Source organism: Bacillus sp. AFS059628, assembly GCF_002571225.1.
Lineage (GTDB): Bacteria > Bacillota > Bacilli > Bacillales > Bacillaceae_G > Bacillus_A.
In genome coordinates, this window is the sequence record NZ_NVEC01000029.1 from 1 (window position 1) to 21471 (window position 21471).

The following is a 21471-nucleotide window of genomic DNA, read 5'->3' on the forward strand; positions in this document are numbered from 1 at the left end:
GCAGCAGTAGAATGAGATAAAGTGAAACTTTAATCAGTGGGGGTTTTCTTCATCCCCCACTGATTATCATCCCTCACCAATCGGACTTTTAGGGACAGCCCGACCCCCACCTAAATTCTTTGCTTTTCCTGAATTTTGAGGGTGGGGGTCTTACTGCCCGTTAAAGCGGGATAAAATGAATTTTCGCTCTATATAACATATATTAATATTTATGAGGTTGTATTATAAAAATTAAAAATATACTAATACTAGTTTGATTAAAGTTACCTAAAATTCTACTATCAAAATGAAACAATACTTTTTATGCTACATAGTTATTGCAATTCCTGCCAAAAATAAACTTACGATTGCTAAAAATTTTGTGCCGACTATAGCCCCTCTTAAATGAAACTTATAATCTTTATATCCCTTCATGCCTTCTGTAGTAGGAATAACAACAAATCTTGGGGTAATCCAGCAAAAGATTAGCCAATCCAGTATAAACAAATCTACTACATTAAAAATCATTAAAATACCAAAAGCATGTATATAGGCATCAATATATAATAATTTTTCATGTTTATGTAATATATATGTAGAAACGAAAGGAGTACCGAAAAGAATAGCATTATATGCAATGTTAAAGTAAATCGTTTGCTTTTTTTCATGAATCGATTTTGGAAACACTAACTTTTGAATATCTTTTGGATACTCAGTTAACGAAAGACGAGGATTATAATATAAAGATCCTAAAATCAATACAGATAATACAATAGACATAATGACACCAACGTATATCATTTGCTCAAATGGATTCATATGCTACATTCACCTTTTTCTTTAATTACTATGTTGCTCCTTTACTTAATTACACATTGTATGCTCATAAATAACCAAAAATTAATACCACCTTTAACGCCCGATCAAAGTTCTTGCAATGCAAAAACAATTTTTATAAAGTGAAAGCCTAATTAGTTAAGTTAGGATTGGTGAAAACTATGAAAATAGAACATATCGCAATATGGGTAAATGATTTAGAATTAATGTGTTCTTTTTATACGAAGTACTTTAATGGTAAAGCGAATTCTTTATATCATAATAAAGCAAAACAATTTGAATCTTATTTTATTACGTTCGAATCTGGTGCAAGACTTGAAATTATGCGTAAAAAAGGTATAGAAAAAGAGCCTAACCCCAACATAACTGGCTATGCTCATATGGCTTTCTCTGTCGGTAGTGAAGAACATGTAAATGAATTAACTACAAAATTAAAAAATGATGGTTATCCTTTATTAAATGGACCACGTTTCACTGGAGATGGCTATTACGAAAGTGTGATAAGCGATCCTGAAGGTAATCAAATTGAAATTACGATTTAATTTATCTTTTTTCTGAAGAACAAATGAAAATTAGTTTGGAGGAATATATTACATTAAGGAATGGCAAATTATTTTCATAAATGGTGTTCATGATGATTATGAATGTTGGCAAGCTGGTGTTCAATGTGAGAATTGGCTTGTTGTTACTGCACCTTGTAATGATATCTTCACTTGCATTCCCGATGAATTTAATAAAAAATAGCTAATGGCATATTCCCATTAGCTATTTTTTATTTTGAAGAAATATTAACAAAGCGTTTCCTTCCCAAGCTTCCACCTAAACCATCTCCCATGTCCTTCTGTTTCCCCAACCGTTTCACGATATTCGTTTCCGTTAATATAATAATCAATATGAAGGTCACGATCCCACATGTTGTTATATAGGTGTAATACATCACGTTTTGCACCGATTTCTTGTATTTGTTTTTCTAATTTATGTTTTACTTGTTCAGGTATTTGATTTGCGACGTGTGTATGGAAAATACAGATTATAGCATCTTCCCTTATTTGTTCAATAATAGATGGCAATAGCTCTACACCGTCGCCTTCTATTAATTGAACGGATTCATTTTTCACTAAAGATGCTGCTTGGTCAAACATTTCAAGTCTTTCTTTATGTTCTGGCCAAATGAGTGAACGTAGCCATAAATAATCTTCATCACTATGTAAATCATTCACATGTAAGTCCAGTCCAATTCTTTCTACGACAGATGGGCTTTCTTTTAGAAAATGTGGCACATTCTCCCCTCTTATTTCAGAAGTTACATGCACATTTGAATTTATATTTCCGTACATTTCATCCGTTCCGTACGAATAACGATATTGGTCCCAGAACAGTTGTAATCCAGAGCTTGTCCCAATTTCAATTAACGCTAACGGCTTTTTCACTTTATTAAATATGTAACAAAAACTTGGGTATAAGTACGCACATCGCCTTACTTCATTCGTTTGAACGAGTTTCGTTTGTAATAAAGTAATGATTTCTTCTCGGTACGTTTTACAGAAATCCTTAAAATGATCAAAAGCTTGGTCTAAATCGGTATTAGCATTTTCAACTAAGCTACTATAATACGTTTTTACATGATGTTCTTTCCCTGTTAGTAATAAATAATGTACGGCTCCTAATAGTAAGTTTGGGACTGGTTGACCTGCTTGAGCATAGGAAGATAGTGTAAGTACTTCCTCATCTTCAGCAATTTGTATTGATAAGTATTCATATAAGTCACTTGACCCTTTACATTCCTTTATTGAAAAATTTCGAAATAAGTTTGCGATTTGTTCTTGTGTACGCATTGGTATCCCTCCTTTTTAACATCACAGAATAATCTTACTATTTAAAGAACAAAAATTCCATAAAAAGGTATCCATTCTACCCACTTTCGTATACGTAAGCTTTTTCGGGATAATTTCAAACTGTATTTTTTTTCTATTTATCAGCTTAAAAGAGCTTGTTAAATAAGATTTTTGGCGAATAAAACGTTAAATAGTTTAAAATTATCAGATAACACTAGATATTTTAGTCTATTAATTATTATAATAGAGTATGAGATGGTTATATAATTGAGACAAAAAAGGTAAATACCTAGGTGGGGCCTAGGCGGTGTTTTCATTTTACGGCTTAGACATAGAAAACACCTACTCTTTTTTGCCAATATAGGGGATGGAGAGATTATCATGAGCAACATGCAGCAAAAAACAGACGTTATCTTAATTGGTGCAGGAATTATGAGTGCAACGTTAGGCTCATTACTAAAAGAATTAGCACCTGAATGGGAAATTAAAGTTTTTGAAAAACTCGCAAGTGCCGGGGAAGAAAGCTCTAACGAATGGAACAATGCAGGTACAGGGCATTCTGCGCTATGCGAACTGAACTATACTTCCGAAAAATCTGACGGATCTATAGATATTAGTAAGGCTGTAAAAGTGAATGAGCAATTCCAGCTTTCAAGACAATTTTGGGCATATCTTGTAAAAAGTAAATTAATTCGTAATCCACAAGATTTCATTATGCCTCTACCTCATATGAGTTTAGTACAAGGTGAAAAAAATGTTGAGTTTCTAAAAAACCGTTTTGAAGCGCTTTCAAAAAATCCGCTGTTTCAAGGTATGGAATTTTCCGATACTCCTGAAACATTAAAAAAATGGCTTCCACTCATTATGGAAGGACGTACATCTAACGAACCAATGGCAGCAACGAAGATTGACTCTGGAACAGATGTTAACTTCGGTGCATTAACTCGTATGTTGTTTGATTACTTACAAACAAAAAATGTCGAGCTAAACTACAAACATAGTGTCGAAAATATTAAACGCACGAAGAATGGTTTGTGGGAAGTAAAAGTACACGATATGAATAGTGGTAAAATTGAGCATCATACTGCAAAATTCGTCTTTATCGGCGGCGGTGGCGGGAGTCTACCTCTGCTGCAAAAGACTGGTATCCCTGAATCAAAACATATTGGTGGATTCCCAGTAAGTGGACTATTTATGGTATGTAAAAACCAAAAAGTTATCGAGCAACATCATGCAAAAGTATATGGTAAAGCTAAAGTTGGCGCTCCGCCAATGTCTGTTCCTCACCTTGATACGAGATATATAGACAATAAAAAAGCTTTACTATTTGGACCGTTCGCAGGGTTCTCTCCTAAGTTCTTAAAAACTGGCTCAAACCTTGACTTAATTGGTTCTGTAAAACCGAATAACGTCTTAACGATGTTAGCTGCTGGTGTAAAAGAAATGGGATTAACAAAATACTTAATTCAGCAAGTTATGTTATCACATGAAAAACGTATGGAAGAATTACGCGAATTCATTCCGAACGCGAAAAGCGAAGATTGGGATATTGTAGTTGCTGGGCAACGTGTACAAGTAATTAAAGATACTGATGCTGGCGGTAAAGGTACACTTCAATTCGGTACTGAAGTTGTTAGTGCGGCTGATGGATCAATTGCTGCATTACTTGGCGCATCACCAGGTGCTTCTACTGCTGTTCACGTCATGCTTGAAGTATTAGAAAAATGTTTCCCAAGCCGCATGGTAGAATGGGAAGGAAAAATAAAAGAAATGATCCCTTCTTACGGCATTTCACTAACAGAAAACCCAAGATTATTCCAAGATCTTCACACTTCTACAGGTCGTACGCTTGGATTAAATGAAAAAGAAACAGTTCATAACTAATGAAGAAATGAAAAAACGTCCGATATATTCGGACGTTTTTTCGTTACTAGAAATTATATTTATCAATATTCTCTTTCGTAAATACAACCCGCTCTGGCAATACGATAATTCCATTTCCTTCTGCCTCATAATCATAACCTTGGATGGAGTTTGGCTCTACTTTCACTTTTCCGATTCCTTTTACTTCAAAACTATCCCCTACTTTTAACTTCTTCCCTTTTACTACTATTTCATTTGCTACATACGTTGCGAGTGCACCTTGTTGTTTTACATCCCATAATCCAAATTGTTGTACTGTTCCTCGTTTTACGTAATCACGCATAACGTTTGGTGTAGAGAAGCCAGTTACAACAACTTTTTTATCCGTTTTCAAGTTTTCAGCTGCTTGTGCCATCGCTGGTAGTGCCGTTGCATCCGGGCAAATGACTGCATTAATATCTGGATACGTTTTTAATATGTTCTCCCCCACTGACAATGACTTTTGCGCATTATTTTCACCATACTGCGTCGTTACAATTTCCCAGTTTGGATATTTCTTTTTAATAATTTCTTTCGCTTTCGTTACCCATTGGTTTTGATCCGTTACCGTTGGACTAGAATAAAAGAATGCTACTTTTCCTTTATCTCCAATTTGTTTGGAAGTCATTTCAATTAACAAATTAGCAAGTTGATCTGGCGTTCCTTGGCTTATATAAAATGAACGGTCTTTCGGATTGACATCAGAGTCCCATGTTAAAACAGTCATCCCTTTTTTCTTAGCACGTTGCAATGATTGTGATAGACCATCTACTGACGTAGAAGAGACCATAAGTGCATCATAGTTTTGATTGATAAAGTTGTTTATATATTTCACTTGACCTGATACACTTGCTTCAGACGGTCCATCATATTTCACTTGTACGCCTAACTTATCTCCCATCTCTTTTGCTCCTTCACCACCCGATGTAAAGAAGCCAACTCCAGTTAATTTTGGAATGAATGCAAATTTCATATCATCTGCCTTTTTCTTATCTGCCGTTTGACTAGAGCAAGCAATTAAACCGATTAAACAAATGCATACTATTAATATAATCCCCAGTTTTCTCTTCATAACATTTCCCCCTTATGCAAGTTCTTTCTTTTCCACGGTGTGAATTGATGTAATTTGAAATATCTCATAATAACTGAAAGAATAAGAATAATACCAATAACTACGTTAGATTGTTCATTTGTTAAACCCGTCATTTGTAAGCCATACTGCATGAGTCCTATAAAAACACTCGCCAGTACAGTACCGATAATACTGCCTTTTCCCCCTGTAATAAGTGTCCCTCCTAATACAACTGCTGTAATAATGGGTAAAATCGTTTCACTTCCCATATCAGCACGGGCGGAACCGAAATATGCAGTTAAGAAAGCGCCACCTAATCCACCTCCTAACCCGGAAAGTATGTAAGCGATGATGACTACTTTTTTCGTTTTGATCCCAGTGTATTTTGCGGCATTTTCGTTCGCACCTGTTAATTTGACGTGGCGCCCATAAATAGTATGATGAAACAATACAGTGCATAAAATCGTTAATATAATCAATAACCATAATAAATTCGGTATCCCTATAAAACTACCGTTTGCCAGTTGTACAAATGTGTCAGGTAAACCACTTATCCCTTCATATCCAGAAGCACCTGCCCCTCCTGAAATGACGAGTGCAATTCCGCCGTATAAAAACATCGTTCCAAGTGTGACGACAAGTGGCTCTACATCTGTCATTTTTATAATGATTCCGTTTAAAGCTCCTGCTAAACAACTAATTATAAGAGTTAATATGACCGCTAGCAAAATAGGTATTCCATTCATCCAAAGTACACCGATCAAGATCGAAGTGAGCCCCATTATGGAGCCAACCGATACATCAATTCCTCCTGTTACAATAACGAACGTCATTGGTATCGCCGCGATTGCGATAAAAAGGAAATCGTTTGTACTAAAAAGGAGATTACTAATATTTAAGAAATCACTATTTATACAACTAAAGAGAATGAATTCTAAAAGAAGTAATACGATTAGAACACCTTCCCATCTGTATACATACTTCATAGATTCATCCTCCTTTCTGCCTTCCACTTTTTCATAACACTATCTAATATGACGATTAGTAATAATAAGAAACCTGAAATAGCATTATTCCAAAATGCTGGTATTTTTAAAAAGACGAGTGAACTGCTTATCACTTCTAAAAATATCGCTCCTAATGCAGCTCCAACTATAGAACCCGTTCCTCCTTTTAAATGAACTCCCCCTAATACAGCAGCTGCGATAACTTGTAGTTCTATCCCAGTTCCTGTTTGATTTGGAACGAATCCGATATTCATAACAAATATGCAACCAGCGAGCGCAGCGCTTATGCCTGAAATGATAAATGCATATATCTTCACTTTATTAACAGGTATACCAATAAGCCTCGCACCATCTTCATTATCACCTACCGCATAAAAGTATCTTCCGAATGGCACTTTCCTTAAAAAGAAGTATAGTAGTAATAAAATAATAAGAACAATCCATACAATTATCGGCAAACCAAATATGAAGCTTGATGACAGTTGCTTAAAATTGTTTGGTATGTCTTCAATCCACTTTCCGCCTGTGAAAATTAACATCGCACCTCTAATGATCCCTAACATACCTAATGTCATAATAATAGCTGGTACCCGAAACTTCGCAACGCCAATCCCATTTATAAAACCGAGAATAGCGCCAAGTAAAATAACAGCAAGTATGGACAAAAATGCATGATATCCATCCGTTAACAACATTCCGCAAACAGCTGCGCTTAATCCCATAATTGAACCGACTGATACGTCTATATTTTTCGTAAATAAGACAAACGATTGGCCAATTGCTAGCACGACTAAAATCACGCTTGATTTTATCATTAAAGATAACGAGTTAAGCTGAACGAAACTTGGATTTATCATTCCGACAATGGCAATGTAAATGAGTAATAATAGTATGATAGATGTTTCGTGCATTTTATACATACGTTTCATTCCGTTACACCTCCGTATGCAAGACGTGTAACTTCATTTACAGTCATATTTTGTTTCTCTAAATGAGAAACAAATTGTCCATTTCGCATTACATATACACGATTTACTAATTGAACGATTTCTTCAACATCGGAAGAGATTAATAATATCGCGAGCCCTTCCCTTTTCATTTTTTCTATCGTCTCATATACTTCAATCCTTGCTTTCGCATCAATTCCTCGAGTCGGTTCATCAAGAATAATCATTTTCGGATTACACGCAAGATATTTTGCCAGCACGACTTTTTGCTGATTACCTCCCGATAAAGATGCTAGAACTCCATCCATGCTTCGTACAACAATTCGAAACTGTTCTATATACGACTTAACTAAAGCGCTTTCTTTTTCTTGATTAATGAAAAAACGACTCTTCTGGTGTAAACTTGCTGCAGTCATATTTTCTTTAACTGATGCAATTGAGAAAATACCATTTCTTACTCTATCCTCTGGCACATAAACTAATCCCTCACTAAGCCTTTTATGCAAAGAGCATGAATCAATTGATTTTCCTTCTAATAAAATAGAACCTGATTTTATAGATTTCAATCCAAATATGGTTTCTGCTAATTCCGTTCTACCTGATCCAACAATGCCAGCAATACCTACAATCTCCCCAGCATGTACAGTAAATGATATATTTTCGAATGCGTAACTCGTTATATCAGTTACTTCTAATATTTTTTTCGTTTCTTTTGTCTCTTGCACTACTTCTCTTTTCTCTTCTTGTTTATACCCTTTCGGTAATAACCCCTCCATTAGCATGTCATATGTATAGTCACATACATCACCTTGGCTTACAATCATTCCGTCACGTAATATCGCTACTTTGTTCGCAATTTCAAAGATTTCTGGAAAGCGATGCGTAATAAATATCATTCCAATTCCTTTTTCTTGTAAACTTTTCATCAGCACAAAAAGACTCTTTATTTCATGAGTTGTTAATGTCGATGTTGGCTCATCTAAAATAAGAATCTCGGCTTCCCGTATTAATCCTCTAACGATTTCTACTAACTGTTGCTGCGCAATGGATAGTGATCCTCCTAGTTCTTTAAGGTCAATATCCCACCCTAAACTGTCCATCAATTGCTGAATCTTTACTTTTAATTCCTTTTTCTTCCCTTTTAGTCCGATACATATATTTTCTTCAATGGTCATATGCGGAAAAATGAGTGGTTCTTGTGGTATTAAGTAAATCCCGTCTCGGTGTGCTTCTTTCGGATTTACAAACTGTTTCCTCATTCCTTTTACATACATTTCTCCACTATCATACGAATATAACCCCGTTAATATTTTCATTAATGTTGATTTTCCAGCACCATTTCCTCCAACTAAAGCGTATATATCGCCACGCTCTACTTGTAAGTTCACTTCTTTTAGCACAAGTTGATTTGAAAACGCCTTACTCATTTTCTTTACTTGTAATAAGGGTACGCTCTCCACATGATGTCACCTACCTCTATTCAGAACATTTTTTGAGAAAATGATTATTTGTTCTACTTGTTTTGTAGCATTGTATATTCCTTTTTTCATATCTAGAACACTTTTTTCACCAGACAATTAATCGTTTCAACTGGAATAAACAAAATATATAGCACATATGTTTAAGCAGTGGTCAATTGTTGAAAGGGATGACGAGTATGACACAGCTGAACTTTGAACAGAATTTATTAACGAAAGTAGCTTGGTACTATTATAAAGATCAATTAACACAACAGGAGATCGCTTCACTCCTTCATATTTCAAGAAATAAAGTCGTCCGATTATTAGAAAAGGCGCGCAGTGAAGGGATCGTTACATTTCACGTAAAAGGGACTGGTTTACACTGTTTAAGTATTGAGCGTGACCTGATGAAAAAATTCCACTTAAAAGATGCTTTCATTATCCCTACTCCAATAAACAATTATCACACTTCTCTCGGAAAAGCTGCTGCACAATATTTAGAAACTCAGCTCCAGCAAGGCGATTTACTCGGCATTGGATGGGGCGAAACGATTAGCAAAATGCTAGAAAACATTCATTTTGAAAGTTCTATTAATCTTTCAATCGTAACGCTAACTGGAGGAGTAAATCACTATCTCCCAAGAAAACAAAACTATTTACACTGTATGCAAGGGGATCTTCACATCATCCCTACGCCGTTTCTAGCATCTACAACCGAAATGGCAAAAAGTATTCTATCAGAACCGAGTGTAAAAGATATGCTTCATGTCGCTTCACTTGCACATACAGCAGTTGTCGGTATTGGAGGATTATCTCAAGACGCTACGATTGTAAAGGAAGAAAAGTTAACGCTACGTGAGATGACGTATATTCGTAGTCAAAACGGAGCTGGTGATATTTTAGGACAGTTTTACAATACGAATGGTGATTTATTAAAGCTCCCACATCATAATCGACTAATTGGTACGCCGCTCACAATTCTGCGCAAAATGAAACATGTCGTTGGTGTTGCTGGAGGTACAGAAAAGATAGATGCAATTTATGGTGCCTTAAAAGGAAAGTTCATTCATACATTAATTACCGATGAGGAAACGGCCCTCTCCTTATTACGAAAGGATGGTGATTGTTAATGTCTCATTTATTAGCTTTTGATGCTGGTACAGGAAGCATTCGAGCTGTTCTTTTTGATTTACTAGGTAATCAGATTGCAGTCAGTCAAAAAGAATGGGTCCATAACACAGATCCTCGTTACCCAGGTTCTATGAATTTTGATGTAATAGAAAACTGGAAGCTAGTACAACAATGCACGAAAGAAGTTTTACAAAGAAGTAATGCCTCTCCCTCTTCTATTCAAGCAATTAGCGCTACCAGTATGCGAGAAGGTTTTGTTTTATATGATAAAAGTGGGCAAGAAATATGGGCTTGCGCAAATGTTGATGGGCGCGCATCCGCTGAAGTTAGTGAACTAAAAGAAATTCGGTCACATCTTGAAGAAGATTTATATACAAGATCTGGTCAAACTTTTTCATTAGGTGCTTTACCCCGCCTACTCTGGATTAAAAAACATGAACCAGACGTCTATAGCAATATTCATTCTTTTACGATGTTAAACGATTGGATTTTATATAAACTAAGTGGCGTACTACAAATCGATCCTTCAAACGGATGTACATCCGGTATTTTTGACCTGCAAAATAGAGTATGGGATAACGATGTCGCTATCGAGTGCGGTTTAACGTTGCCATTTTCACCAATAGTAAATGAAGCTGGTACAGTAATTGGTACCGTCACAAAAGAGTGTGCGACATTAACTGGATTATGTGAAGGAATTCCTGTCGTCGCCGGGGGCGGAGATGCTCAAATGGCATCACTTGGAACAGGAGTAGTTAGACCTAATCAGACATTAATATGCGGCGGTAGTTTTTGGCAGCAAGAAGTGAATGTTACTGAGCCAATAACGGATCCACATGCTTCCATTCGAGTAAATTGTCACGTCGTACCTAACCTATGGCAATATGAAACGATTGCCTTTTTCCCAGGCCTTGTTATGCGCTGGTTTCGAGACGCTTTTTGCCACGAGGAAAAGAAACTTGCTGACAAACTCGGTGTAGATGCTTATGCCTTATTAGAAGAACAAGCAAAAGACGTACCTGTCGGTTCACATGGTATTATCCCTACTTTTTCAAACGTAATGAACTACATTTCTTGGCGTCATGCCGCACCTTCTTTTTTAAATTTAAGTTTAGATGCAGACAAATGCGGAAAAAAAGAACTGTTCCGTGCTATTGAGGAAAATGCTGCCTTCGTTACACTTGGCAATTTAAAATTAATAGAAAATCTCACAGGAACATTCCCTTCTGAAGTCATTTTTGCTGGCGGTGCTGCTAAAGGAAAACTATGGCCACAAATTTTATCGGACGTCCTTGGTATTCCTGTGAAAGTACCGATTGTGAAAGAAGCAGCTGCTTTAGGAACTGCGATTGCTGCTGGAGTTGGCGCAGGCATATATTCATCCATGGAAGAAACTGCTGAACAGTTTGTACAGTGGGAGCACACATTCAAACCAGTTACTGAAAATCATGAACTATATAAAGAATTCTATGAAACATGGAAAACTGTGTATGACAGTCAACTCTCTTTAGCTGATAAAGGGCTCACCTCACATATGTGGATTGCGCCTGGTGCACTGTAACACATTACATAAAGGAGTGAAATGTATGTTAAAAGCGAATGAAAATGATTTCTCCTATCGCTTTGGTGATAACGGGCCGAAATATTTAATACAAGGTCCGAATATTGATCTTGGCCTTGTTGTCATTCAGCCTGGGCAAGAGTTTCAAAATCACTACCATACGACGTGTGAGGAAGTCTTTTATGCATTAGAAGGTGAAATTGATTTCTATGTGAATAACGAAAGGGTTCCGATTAAACAAGGCGATGTATTGCAAGTCCGTCCTCATGAATCTCACTATCTTATTAACCATTCTGACAAACCTTTTAAAGCAGTTTTTATTAAATCACCACATTTACCAAATAAAGATACGGTACAAACGGAAAATCCAACATTAACGAAGGAGTGATTTCTAATGACTTGGGGATTTAAAAATCGATTAAATACAATTTTACCTGATGGAAGAGCGGTTATGTTAGCGATAGATCACGGCTACTTTTTAGGACCAATTCACGGGCTAGAACAACCACTTGAAACAGTTAAAAACTTACTTCCTTACACAGATTCCCTCTTTTTAACTCGAGGCGTACTTAGCTCCTGTATTCCTGAAAACTGCAGCACACCGATGGTTATGCGTGTATCAGGCGGAGCTACTGTTGTCGGTAAAGATTTAGCGAATGAAACAATTGTTACACCTGTAAAAGAAGCAGTAAAACAAAACGCAATTGGCGTCGGTGTTTCTGTTTTCGTCGGATCGGACTATGAAACACAAACCGTATCAAATCTCGCAAATGTAGTTTCAGAAGCTCACGATTACGGCTTGCCAGTACTCGGTATTACTGCTGTTGCGAAAGAATTGCAAAAACGTGAAGCACGCTTTCTAGCACTCGCTTCCCGTGTATGCGTTGAAATGGGAGCTGACATTATCAAAACGTATTACTGCGAAGGATTCGAAAAAATAACGAGTACTTGCCCTGCCCCAGTAGTAATCGCTGGTGGTCCAAAACTAGATTCAATTGAAGACGCATTAAACATTACGTACAATGCACTGCAAGAAGGCGCAATTGGCGTAGACATGGGCCGAAACATATGGCAATCTGAACATCCTGCTGCGATGATTCAAGCGATTCATGGTATCGTGAAGAATGGATTGAATGTGAAAGAGGCACTCCAATTATTCGAAGATGTAAAAAATTAAGCTAAAATATAAACAAAATCAATATTTACCATAAAGAAAAGCCCATATGTTAGATTATTTAGTAATCTAACATATGGGCTTTCTTGTATATTTTTTATCGTTCCGAATTTGATCAGATTTCTACAGATCGCGCACATTCCAAACAATCTCACCACGTTCACCAAACGTACTGTGATGTCGCTTAAATCCTATCTTTTCTAATACACGGAAAGACGCCGTATTCCAAGCACCTACAGTAGACCAAAGTCTATGACGACCCGTAGCAATCGCTGCCTTAAGCACTGCTGATGCTGCCTCTGTCGCATAACCTTTGCGATGAGCATGTTGAAACAACTCATATGCAATCTCTGGCTCTTCAAGCGTGGAACGACCAATGATTAAGCCACAGTATCCGATAAAATCCCCTTCTTCTCGCCTACGTATAGTAAGAAGAGAAATGCCATTTTCAGTTGCTTTCTTGCGCATTTCGATAAGAGAGCTACGAACAGATTCAATGGTTGGCATGTCCACCCCACGTTCACCAATTAATTTTCTCAGCCAGACTGCATCAGATTCCTCCCACATATTCAGATCGAGTCGTTCTGTTTTTAACTGGAACGCCATATCTTTAAAAACAGCTGTCATAGCGGTAACCTCCTATTTATATCACTGTACTACTTATAATAGTTTCGTACTTTACCATATGGGAAACCTGCTTGATTCATACATTATTATTATTTTATGCATAAGCAATTTCTTTGCAAAATAGAACTTGTTTTCAAACTTCATTTTAAGTCTATAACATTTGATTTACACTTAATATTTAAAAATGTATTGCCCTTTCTTTTTTGCTAAAATTATGAAATTTATATCAACGATTTTTCCAATATATCGGATCTTAGAAACGAGATATCGATTTACCAACAACATTAGCACTATTATTTATGTAACACCCACTCCATTAACACGATTGCCGATTCAATACGTTCTTTCGTATCGCCTAAAAATAATTTATGAAGTAATGCTTCCAAATGAATTGGCTTATTCGGCAACGTTTGAATATATCTTAAAACAGATCCAGCTGGCGGTGTAGGTTTGTTATTAATGGCCCATATCCCTTCTAACAATGTCCAAATTGACGTATAAACGATGTATGAAGCCTTTAACTCATCATTTGCTTTCAAAGCAGACTGAATTTTAATGAGCGAACTATGTAACCAATGAGAAATACCTTTCACTTTGTCGCTAGAAACACGATAGTTTTCAAATTCATATGCAGCTATTTCCTTTAACTTTTTTAACTCACCGCTTTTATCAAACAAAATTTCCCCTTCTAAAAATGAGTATAGTTCCATTGGATTATTTTTAAAGTTTACTAGTATTTGATTAACGTCTGCATACTTATATTCAACTAAAATATCTTCTCTCGTTTCAGAATGAAATTTCTTCTTTTGTCCGTCCTCTAACAGAAAATATAAGTCTAAATCCGAATCAGGATATGCATCACCTCTTGCGACAGAACCGATAAGCATACATCCAATTACCTTATCTATTGATAAGATTTCAGCTACTATTGTTTGCACTAATTTTTTATGTTGCTCATGTTTAATAGATGTTTGTGCTTCTAACATTTGTAACCTCCAAACATTTTTTTCACTTCATTTACCTCCATTTATTACGAAACAATAAACATATATATGCTATCCACATTTTACCATACATTAAAAAAGAGGATATTCGTTTATTACTAAACAAATATCCTCTACCTTTACATATATATTACGATTGTTGATAAGCCGCTTTCGATGATTTCACATAATAAACTGCGTGATCCACGTTAATGATATGATCTGGTTTTGGCTTACCACGACTCGCTCTATGACCTGCTAAATGTTCTTCGCTTGTTTCCCAGTTTTTCCATGCTTCTTCAGATTCCCAGCGAATCATAACGACAACTTCTTCATCGCCGCGTCTTACTTTTTTCACAAGAACACTTAAGTCAATGAAGCCTTCAAATTTTTCAATAATACCTTCGCCAGTGAAACGTTCTACAACTATATTTGATGTACCTTCTTTTACTGTAAATGTTTTCGTTTCGATAAACATATATCCCACCCCCTCTTTATAATACGAATACTACTATTCTTCTATTATAGTTGATTATGATAATTATTTTCAATTATAAAGTTTTAATTATTTGCATTATGCTGTTTTCTCTTCAACTGCCTCATCTAAAAATTTGAAATACGGAAGTAATAATCCTATTAAAGAAGTAACACATATAATCGCACCGATGATAAAGTAAAGTGATCTTACTCCCCACATTTCACTTAGTATGCCTCCTAATAACACACCTAACGGCATAGCGGATCGTATGAAAAATAAACGCACTGAAAATACTTGTCCTATCATATTGTTTGGTACTGTTTGTTGGCAAATTGTTGTGTTATGAACATTGAAAAATGAAATACAAATGCCTGCAACTACTTCAATAAACACCGCAATTACTATACTATGATTGAACGTTAGAGAAATGTATGTGAGTCCTCCTATAAACAATCCACCAAGCATGAGTATACGCCGGCTTTTATATGTTACTTTTCCGACTAGTATAGATCCAATTACATAGCCAAACGGGAAACCAGCCATAAAATAACCAAACTCCGCATAACCTGCTGACAGTTCATCTTTTATATAAGGAAGATTTGTAACCAGCGTTACCCCGACCCCAAATTGTACGAAAGTAAGAAAGACACCGAGCCAAACGATAACTGGTTTTGTGAAAAAATATGTAAAACCATGAAGAAACTGTTCTAGCCACGTTTTCTGAATGGATTGTGTTGTTCTCTTTTCTTTTATATAAAGTAATAATGTACCACTAACAAATAGACAAATACATACGAAAGATAGTGTAAGTTCTACCCCAATCAAATGAATGACTACTCCGCCTAATATTGGCCCAAGAAACATCATAAGTCGAGCCATCCCATCAAAATACGCATTTGCATCTTGAAGTTGTTCTTTACTTACAATGCTCGGTGTAATTGCTTGACTTGCAGGTGTATATAGCGGCGTAATAAGTCCGATTATTATTTGTACGACATACACATGCCAAACTTCTATATTACTTGTAAGTATCATGACGAACGGCAATAAGAAAACGGCAGCTCGCACCCATTGTGAAAAAATCATAATCCACTTCCGGCTCCATTTATCAATAAATGGACCACTTATTAGTTGCAGTATGAGCGATGGGATGAAATATAATAGCCACATACTACTTAAAGCTGTTTTTGACCCTGTTAATTCGTAAACAAGAATCGAATTACATAACGTTCCGAAAGCCCCGCCCAATTCTGAAATCGCGCTACCTATCCACATGAAAAAGAACGAACGATTTTTCAATACATTTTTCAATTTCATACACCAACTTTTCTTTTATATTCCTCCCTTTATGTACATTCTCGTTGTTAATTATCTATTCAAAAACATATCTAATTCTTTCGCTAACGACTGTAATGCTTTCTTTCTTAATACATATTTGCCGTCATGTATATCTACTAACTTCGCTGCCCGTAACAATTTCAAATGGTGGTGTACTGTCGATTTACCGAGTTGCAGTCTTTCTGTAATTTCCTGCAATGTTCTTTCTTTTTTAAACAACTTTTTTACAATGCGTAACCTCGCTTCATCCCCAAGTGCCTTATGTTTTTGGACTAAAAAATAATTCGGTTCATATAAATCTTCAGGATGAATACTTTCGTTTGCGACTGGGTAATGAAATACTTTCGTATCTTCAATATCCGCCTCAATATTCCACGGTCTGTACGTTATTTGCGGGATAAGAAGTACATTATGAACACTTGGTTCTGGCATATAGTTCACACCGCCAGTCGCCCACTCGACGAACTCTTCCGGTTTCATCTTTTTATTCATCTCATTTTTCGCTTCATAGTCTCTTTGTAATATAGAAAGTATTTTCTCTTCCTCTTTCTGAATAACACTCTCATACCAACCTGTCATAACGCCTACTAAATGATCCTTTAGTTTTTGTACATCGATATTACATATAAAACGAATATACGCGGAGAAAAACTGATGATCCTGTGTCAGCTCCTCTAGTTCATATATTGCAGTTACGTCACCACTTGCTGCTAAATGTCTTTTCTTTTCATACTTCTCGCCTAAAAACGGTAAGCATATATATTTCAAATCTACTTCTGAAAGTGTATCGATTTTAGCATGAAACTGTGGTAAGTCCTGAAAATCCTCTTTATACAACAACTGAAGTAACGCTTTCCACGTATTATGTTCTTCTACAAACTGTAAGTGCTCTCTCATTTCTTCTGTTAATGATTCCTTAATTTCTTCCCATTCATTTTGACTCTTTTCAAGGGTATCGATTAACCTTTTATGAGTAATTGCCGCAATGCCTAGTGCACATTCGAAAAGTATCGAATATTTCACTTGAACGTTATAAGTTTCCCTCTTTCTACTCGTTATGTGATAGACCTCCATTTTTATCCCCTCCTTGTTTGCTATATATTGAATTCTATTTTTATCGAATTATCCCTTCTATATTTTTAGAATTAATGGAATTTAAGTTGAAATACATTCATTCTAAATTAAAAAGAATAGAAGCTTTTTTATATACAAATAATAACTTTCAAGGAGTTGTTGACATGTATTTTATATTAAATATGTTAGGAATTTTCGTTGTCATATTAATCGTTTTCCTCTGTTCGCCTAATAAAAAACAAATAAAATGGAGACCAATCGTTATTCTAATCATATTGGAGCTCTTTATTACATGGTTTATGTTAGGCACGAAGCTCGGCAGTATTATCATTAATAAAATTGCATCATTTTTCAGTTGGCTACTAGCATGTGCGAATGAAGGGATTCGGTTTGCATTTCCTTCCGCTATGGAAAATCAAACAATTGATTTTTTCTTTAGCGCATTACTTCCTATCATTTTCGTTATCACCTTCTTTGATATTCTTTCTTATTTTGGAATCTTAACTTGGATTATTGACAAAGTAGGTGCAGTGATTTCAAAGATTTCTCGTTTACCAAAGTTAGAAAGTTTCTTTTCGATTCAAATGATGTTTTTAGGAAACACCGAAGCACTTGCTGTTGTTCGTGATCAACTATCTGTTTTAAAAGAAAATCGTTTATTAACTTTTGGAATTATGAGTATGAGTAGTGTCAGCGGATCCATTCTTGGCGCTTATTTATCAATGGTACCAGCTACATATATTTTCAGCGCAATCCCTTTAAACTGTATTAATGCATTAATTTTAGCCAATGTATTAAATCCTGTGGAAGTTACGAAAGAAGATGATGTCATATATACACCTTCAAAACATGAGAAAAAAGATTTCTTTTCTACTATTTCAAACAGCATGTTAGTCGGGATGAATATGGTTATCGTTATTTTAGCTATGGTAATTGGTTACGTAGCATTAACTGCATGTTTAAACGGGATTTTAAGCTTTTTCGTAACAGGTTTAACAATTCAAAAAATCTTCTCCATTATCTTTAGTCCCTTTGCTTTTTTACTCGGTTTATCGGGCAGCGATGCTATGTATGTAGCTGAATTAATGGGGATTAAAATAACAACGAATGAATTTGTTGCAATGATGGATTTAAAATCGAATTTAAAGTCGTTACAACCACATACGATTGCGGTTGCAACTACATTTCTAGCTTCTTTTGCTAACTTTAGTACAGTAGGTATGATTTACGGAACGTACAATTCATTATTCGGCGGAGAAAAATCGGCCATAATCGGTAAAAATGTGTGGAAGCTTCTCGTTAGCGGAATGGCAGTTTCCTTATTAAGCGCCATGCTTGTTGGGCTATTTGTATGGTAAATACTCTTTAAAATAAAAGACACCCAATCGAATTGAGTGTCTTTTATTTTCATTTTCGAATCTGTCCATTTCCACGAATCACATATTTTGTAGAAGTTAATGCAGGTAGTCCCATTGGCCCCCTTACGTGTAGCTTTTGTGTACTGATGCCGATTTCTGCGCCGAATCCGAATTCAGATCCATCAGTAAAACGAGTGGATGCATTGTGGTACAGTGCAGCCGCATCTACAGCTGTGAAGAATTTGCTGACGTTTTCCTCGTTTTCTGAAATAATCGCTTCGGAATGCATAGAACCATACGTATTTATGTGATGAATCGCTTCTTCTATAGAAGAAACTACTTTCACTGCCAGCGTGAGTGATAAAAATTCTGTACCCCAGTCTTCTTCTGAAGCAAGTACAATTGAAGAATCAATTTCCAATGCTCTCTGATCACCGCGTAGCTCCACACCTTTTTCCTTCAAAGCTGAAAACAGCTCGCTACCAAATTGTTGCGCCCACTTCTCATCAAGTACAATCGTTTCAATGGCATTACATACAGATGGACGCTGCGTTTTTGCATTTATAATAATATCAATTGCCATTTGCTTATCCGCTGTTTCATCAATGAAAATATGACAATTCCCCGCACCTGTTTCAAGTACTGGAACAGACGCTTCTCTCACTACAGTATCAATTAATTGTTTGCCACCTCTTGGAATAAGAACGTCTAGGTAATCATTCATTGTAAACAACTGCTTTGCGCTATCTCTCGTTGTATCTTCTATAAGCTGTACACTTTCTGGAGGCAAACTTGTTTGTTTAAGCGCTCGGTGAATAACGTCAACAATAGCTTTGTTAGAATGGATAGCAGAAGAACTCCCACGTAATATAACTGCGTTTCCTGTTTTCAAGCAAATTGTAGCAGCATCTACCGTTACATTTGGCCTTGCCTCATAAATCATCCCAACAACACCAAGTGGTACACGCATCTCCTGAATAGATAGTCCATTTGGTCGCTCCCATTCACTTACACGTTCTCCAACTGGATCACGTAATTCAATTAACTGCTTAATTCCCTCTGCCATATCAACAATTCGTTGTTCAGTTAGCATAAGTCGATCAAGGAGTGAATCAGAAAACCCTTTTGCCTTACCTTCTTCGATATCACGTTTGTTTTCCTCTAAAATATAATCTGTTTCTACTATTAGCCTTTCAGCAATTGCTGCAAGTGCCTCGTTTTTTTGACTTGTAGATTTAAGCACAAGATCCATTGCAACTTCTTTCGCTCTTTTCCCCTTTACCAACACTTCATTCATTTTTATTTCCTCCTTTTTAACATCACTATTCTTAGAGTGCAACCCAATAATCTCTATGAATGACTTCATAATTATTTCTTTCGCCTCTTGCTTGAATATGTTGGCTTTGCATACCTTTTATCTCTCTTAATTCCTCTGCGCTATAGGTGCATTGTCCTTTTCCAATTACGCGCCCTTGCTTTGTCATTACTTCTACGACATCGCCAACTTTGAAAAATCCTGATACATTCGTGACGCCAGCAGGAAGAAGACTCTTACCATGCTGAATGATAGCAGTAGCTGCACCAGCGTCTACTTCAATTTGTCCGCTAACGAGCGAATGCAACGCGATCCATTGCTTGTTCATCTTCATTTCTTTTTGAGGGGCATTTCCGACATACGTACCATCACCTTTGCCCTTCAAAACATCTACAAACTTCTCTTGTCCACATCCTGTTCCAATAAATACACTCACGCCAAGAGAAAGTGCTGTCTTCGCAGCATCAATTTTTGATTTCATACCGCCAGTTCCAAGTTTTGAACCAGCATCTCCTGCAAGAGAAGCGATTTCTTCCGTAACTTCAGGAAGGAAATAATATTTTTTCGCATCCGCATTTTTCTGAGGATTTTTGTCATATAGACCGTTCACATCTGTAAAAATCATAAGCATATCAGCTGAAACAAGTCCGCTTACTAAAGCTGACAGCATATCATTATCACCGAACGTGAGCTCCTCTAAAGAGATGGAATCATTTTCATTAATGATTGGAAGAGCAGAACGGTTTAATAACTCTCCTAAAGTAGCGTAAGCGTTACTATATTGTTCTTTTCTAGAAAAGTCACTTCTCGTCAGCAATAATTGCGCAGTTACAATACCATATTTACGGAATTCCTCCGTGTACGCCTGCATTAACAAGCTTTGTCCGACAGCCGCAGCAGCCTGTTTTCCTTTAATTGTCACAGGTCTACTAGGATACCCTAGTGCTGAAAAACCTGCAGCGACGGCCCCAGATGTAATTAACAACACTTCATGCCCTTCCTCTTTCAATCGAGCCAATGCGGCAACGTGATCTGACAGTTGTTCTTTAGAAATGCCTCCGTGACTATCTGCCAAAGAGCTGCTCCCAATCTTTACAACAATTCGTTGTTTTTTCACTTTTGTATCCCCCAAGTCTAAAATCAAAGTTTTTTATACATTACACTTTTATTCATTCGGCTTGCAGCGACTACTATTCTCACCAATGCTTCACCTAGCCTATTAAAGAGCAAAATAAAAATGACCGCTTCGCCCTTAATAAAATAAAAAGGACGAAACGGTCATTGTTCCGCGGTACCACCTTAATTGATATACATAGATATCCACTTGGTGCCTATAACGCAGGCGAACGCCTAAACTTTCATTTAAGACTCAGGGATAGGTTCGATATATTCT

Annotated in this window: 20 protein-coding genes and 1 other annotated feature (1 of these 21 only partly in view); of the genes, 7 read left to right on the forward strand and 13 right to left on the reverse strand. The window is 36.4% G+C overall.

Translation table 11 applies throughout. The features are described 5' to 3' along the window. Window positions 1-306 precede the first annotated feature (306 nt). A complete protein-coding gene (locus tag COL05_RS10960; RefSeq protein ID WP_098668622.1) occupies window positions 307-798 on the reverse strand; it encodes a nitroreductase in 492 nt (163 codons plus the stop codon). A gap of 179 nt (window positions 799-977) precedes the next feature. On the opposite strand from COL05_RS10960, the gene COL05_RS10965 reads away from it, so the two are divergent. Next, window positions 978-1358 (forward strand): VOC family protein, encoded by a 381-nt coding sequence (locus COL05_RS10965; protein ID WP_098668623.1) that lies wholly within the window; start codon window positions 978-980, stop codon window positions 1356-1358. 246 nt (window positions 1359-1604) lie between these two features. Here the strand turns inward: COL05_RS10965 and COL05_RS10975 are convergent, their stop codons facing one another. After that, the gene (locus tag COL05_RS10975) at window positions 1605-2651 is read right to left on the reverse strand and encodes a DUF2332 domain-containing protein (protein WP_098668624.1); all 1047 of its coding nucleotides are present in this window, start codon (window positions 2649-2651) and stop codon (window positions 1605-1607) included. 381 nt (window positions 2652-3032) lie between these two features. On the opposite strand from COL05_RS10975, the gene COL05_RS10980 reads away from it, so the two are divergent. After that, complete coding sequence (locus COL05_RS10980) at window positions 3033-4535, forward strand: malate:quinone oxidoreductase (RefSeq protein ID WP_098668625.1); 1503 nt, start codon at window positions 3033-3035, stop codon at window positions 4533-4535. A 46-nt stretch (window positions 4536-4581) separates the two neighbouring features. On the opposite strand, the gene lsrB is transcribed toward COL05_RS10980, so the two are convergent. Genes lsrB through COL05_RS11000 form a run of 4 tightly spaced genes read right to left on the reverse strand, consistent with a single transcriptional unit; the run spans window position 4582 to window position 9039 of the window. After that, window positions 4582-5625, reverse strand: coding sequence for an autoinducer 2 ABC transporter substrate-binding protein LsrB (gene lsrB, locus COL05_RS10985; RefSeq protein ID WP_098668626.1), 1044 nt, complete (start codon window positions 5623-5625; stop codon window positions 4582-4584). Continuing rightward, entirely contained in the window at window positions 5622-6611 is a 990-nt protein-coding gene (locus tag COL05_RS10990; RefSeq protein ID WP_142337429.1) for an ABC transporter permease, read from the reverse strand. The genes lsrB and COL05_RS10990 overlap by 4 nt, the downstream gene beginning before the upstream one ends. Beyond that, window positions 6608-7561, reverse strand: coding sequence for an ABC transporter permease subunit (locus COL05_RS10995; RefSeq protein WP_098668628.1), 954 nt, complete (start codon window positions 7559-7561; stop codon window positions 6608-6610). The genes COL05_RS10990 and COL05_RS10995 overlap by 4 nt, the downstream gene beginning before the upstream one ends. Further along, window positions 7558-9039 carry a sugar ABC transporter ATP-binding protein gene (locus tag COL05_RS11000; protein ID WP_142337430.1) on the reverse strand — a complete coding sequence of 494 codons (1482 nt, stop codon included), beginning with the start codon at window positions 9037-9039 and terminating at the stop codon, window positions 7558-7560. The genes COL05_RS10995 and COL05_RS11000 overlap by 4 nt, the downstream gene beginning before the upstream one ends. A gap of 197 nt (window positions 9040-9236) precedes the next feature. Here COL05_RS11000 and COL05_RS11005 point away from each other — a divergent pair, with 197 nt between their 5' ends. Genes COL05_RS11005 through lsrF form a run of 4 tightly spaced genes read left to right on the forward strand, consistent with a single transcriptional unit; the run spans window position 9237 to window position 12908 of the window. Next, complete coding sequence (locus COL05_RS11005) at window positions 9237-10169, forward strand: sugar-binding transcriptional regulator (protein WP_098668629.1); 933 nt, start codon at window positions 9237-9239, stop codon at window positions 10167-10169. Next, window positions 10169-11731: an autoinducer-2 kinase gene (lsrK, locus tag COL05_RS11010; RefSeq protein WP_142337432.1), complete on the forward strand. Its 1563-nt coding sequence runs from the start codon at window positions 10169-10171 to the stop codon at window positions 11729-11731. The genes COL05_RS11005 and lsrK overlap by 1 nt, the downstream gene beginning before the upstream one ends. A gap of 25 nt (window positions 11732-11756) precedes the next feature. Then, entirely contained in the window at window positions 11757-12119 is a 363-nt protein-coding gene (locus COL05_RS11015; RefSeq protein ID WP_000909986.1) for a cupin domain-containing protein, read from the forward strand. A 6-nt stretch (window positions 12120-12125) separates the two neighbouring features. Further along, window positions 12126-12908: a 3-hydroxy-5-phosphonooxypentane-2,4-dione thiolase gene (gene lsrF / locus COL05_RS11020; RefSeq protein WP_000219776.1), complete on the forward strand. Its 783-nt coding sequence runs from the start codon at window positions 12126-12128 to the stop codon at window positions 12906-12908. Window positions 12909-13028: 120 nt separating this feature from the next. Here the strand turns inward: lsrF and COL05_RS11025 are convergent, their stop codons facing one another. The 5 genes from COL05_RS11025 to COL05_RS11045 form a co-directional block, all read right to left on the reverse strand. After that, a complete protein-coding gene (locus tag COL05_RS11025) occupies window positions 13029-13532 on the reverse strand; it encodes a GNAT family N-acetyltransferase (RefSeq protein WP_098668631.1) in 504 nt (167 codons plus the stop codon). Between the two features lie 293 nt (window positions 13533-13825). Continuing rightward, window positions 13826-14518, reverse strand: a complete 693-nt coding sequence (locus COL05_RS11030) for a nucleotidyltransferase domain-containing protein (RefSeq protein WP_098668632.1) — start codon at window positions 14516-14518, stop codon at window positions 13826-13828. A gap of 148 nt (window positions 14519-14666) precedes the next feature. Then, window positions 14667-14993 (reverse strand): heme-degrading monooxygenase HmoA, encoded by a 327-nt coding sequence (gene hmoA / locus COL05_RS11035; protein WP_000469503.1) that lies wholly within the window; start codon window positions 14991-14993, stop codon window positions 14667-14669. Window positions 14994-15089: 96 nt separating this feature from the next. Further along, window positions 15090-16310: an MFS transporter gene (locus COL05_RS11040; RefSeq protein ID WP_098668633.1), complete on the reverse strand. Its 1221-nt coding sequence runs from the start codon at window positions 16308-16310 to the stop codon at window positions 15090-15092. 51 nt (window positions 16311-16361) lie between these two features. Then, window positions 16362-17405 carry an ArsR/SmtB family transcription factor gene (locus COL05_RS11045; protein ID WP_098668634.1) on the reverse strand — a complete coding sequence of 348 codons (1044 nt, stop codon included), beginning with the start codon at window positions 17403-17405 and terminating at the stop codon, window positions 16362-16364. A 164-nt stretch (window positions 17406-17569) separates the two neighbouring features. Between COL05_RS11045 and COL05_RS11050 the strand changes: the two genes are divergently transcribed. Next, window positions 17570-18763 (forward strand): NupC/NupG family nucleoside CNT transporter, encoded by a 1194-nt coding sequence (locus COL05_RS11050; RefSeq protein WP_098668635.1) that lies wholly within the window; start codon window positions 17570-17572, stop codon window positions 18761-18763. A gap of 49 nt (window positions 18764-18812) precedes the next feature. Here the strand turns inward: COL05_RS11050 and COL05_RS11055 are convergent, their stop codons facing one another. Beyond that, a complete protein-coding gene (locus COL05_RS11055; RefSeq protein WP_098668636.1) occupies window positions 18813-20060 on the reverse strand; it encodes a glutamate-5-semialdehyde dehydrogenase in 1248 nt (415 codons plus the stop codon). Window positions 20061-20091: 31 nt separating this feature from the next. Beyond that, window positions 20092-21195 carry a glutamate 5-kinase gene (proB, locus tag COL05_RS11060; RefSeq protein WP_098668637.1) on the reverse strand — a complete coding sequence of 368 codons (1104 nt, stop codon included), beginning with the start codon at window positions 21193-21195 and terminating at the stop codon, window positions 20092-20094. Window positions 21196-21340: 145 nt separating this feature from the next. Beyond that, window positions 21341-21471, reverse strand: a binding site (T-box leader) (it continues 80 nt past the right edge of the window).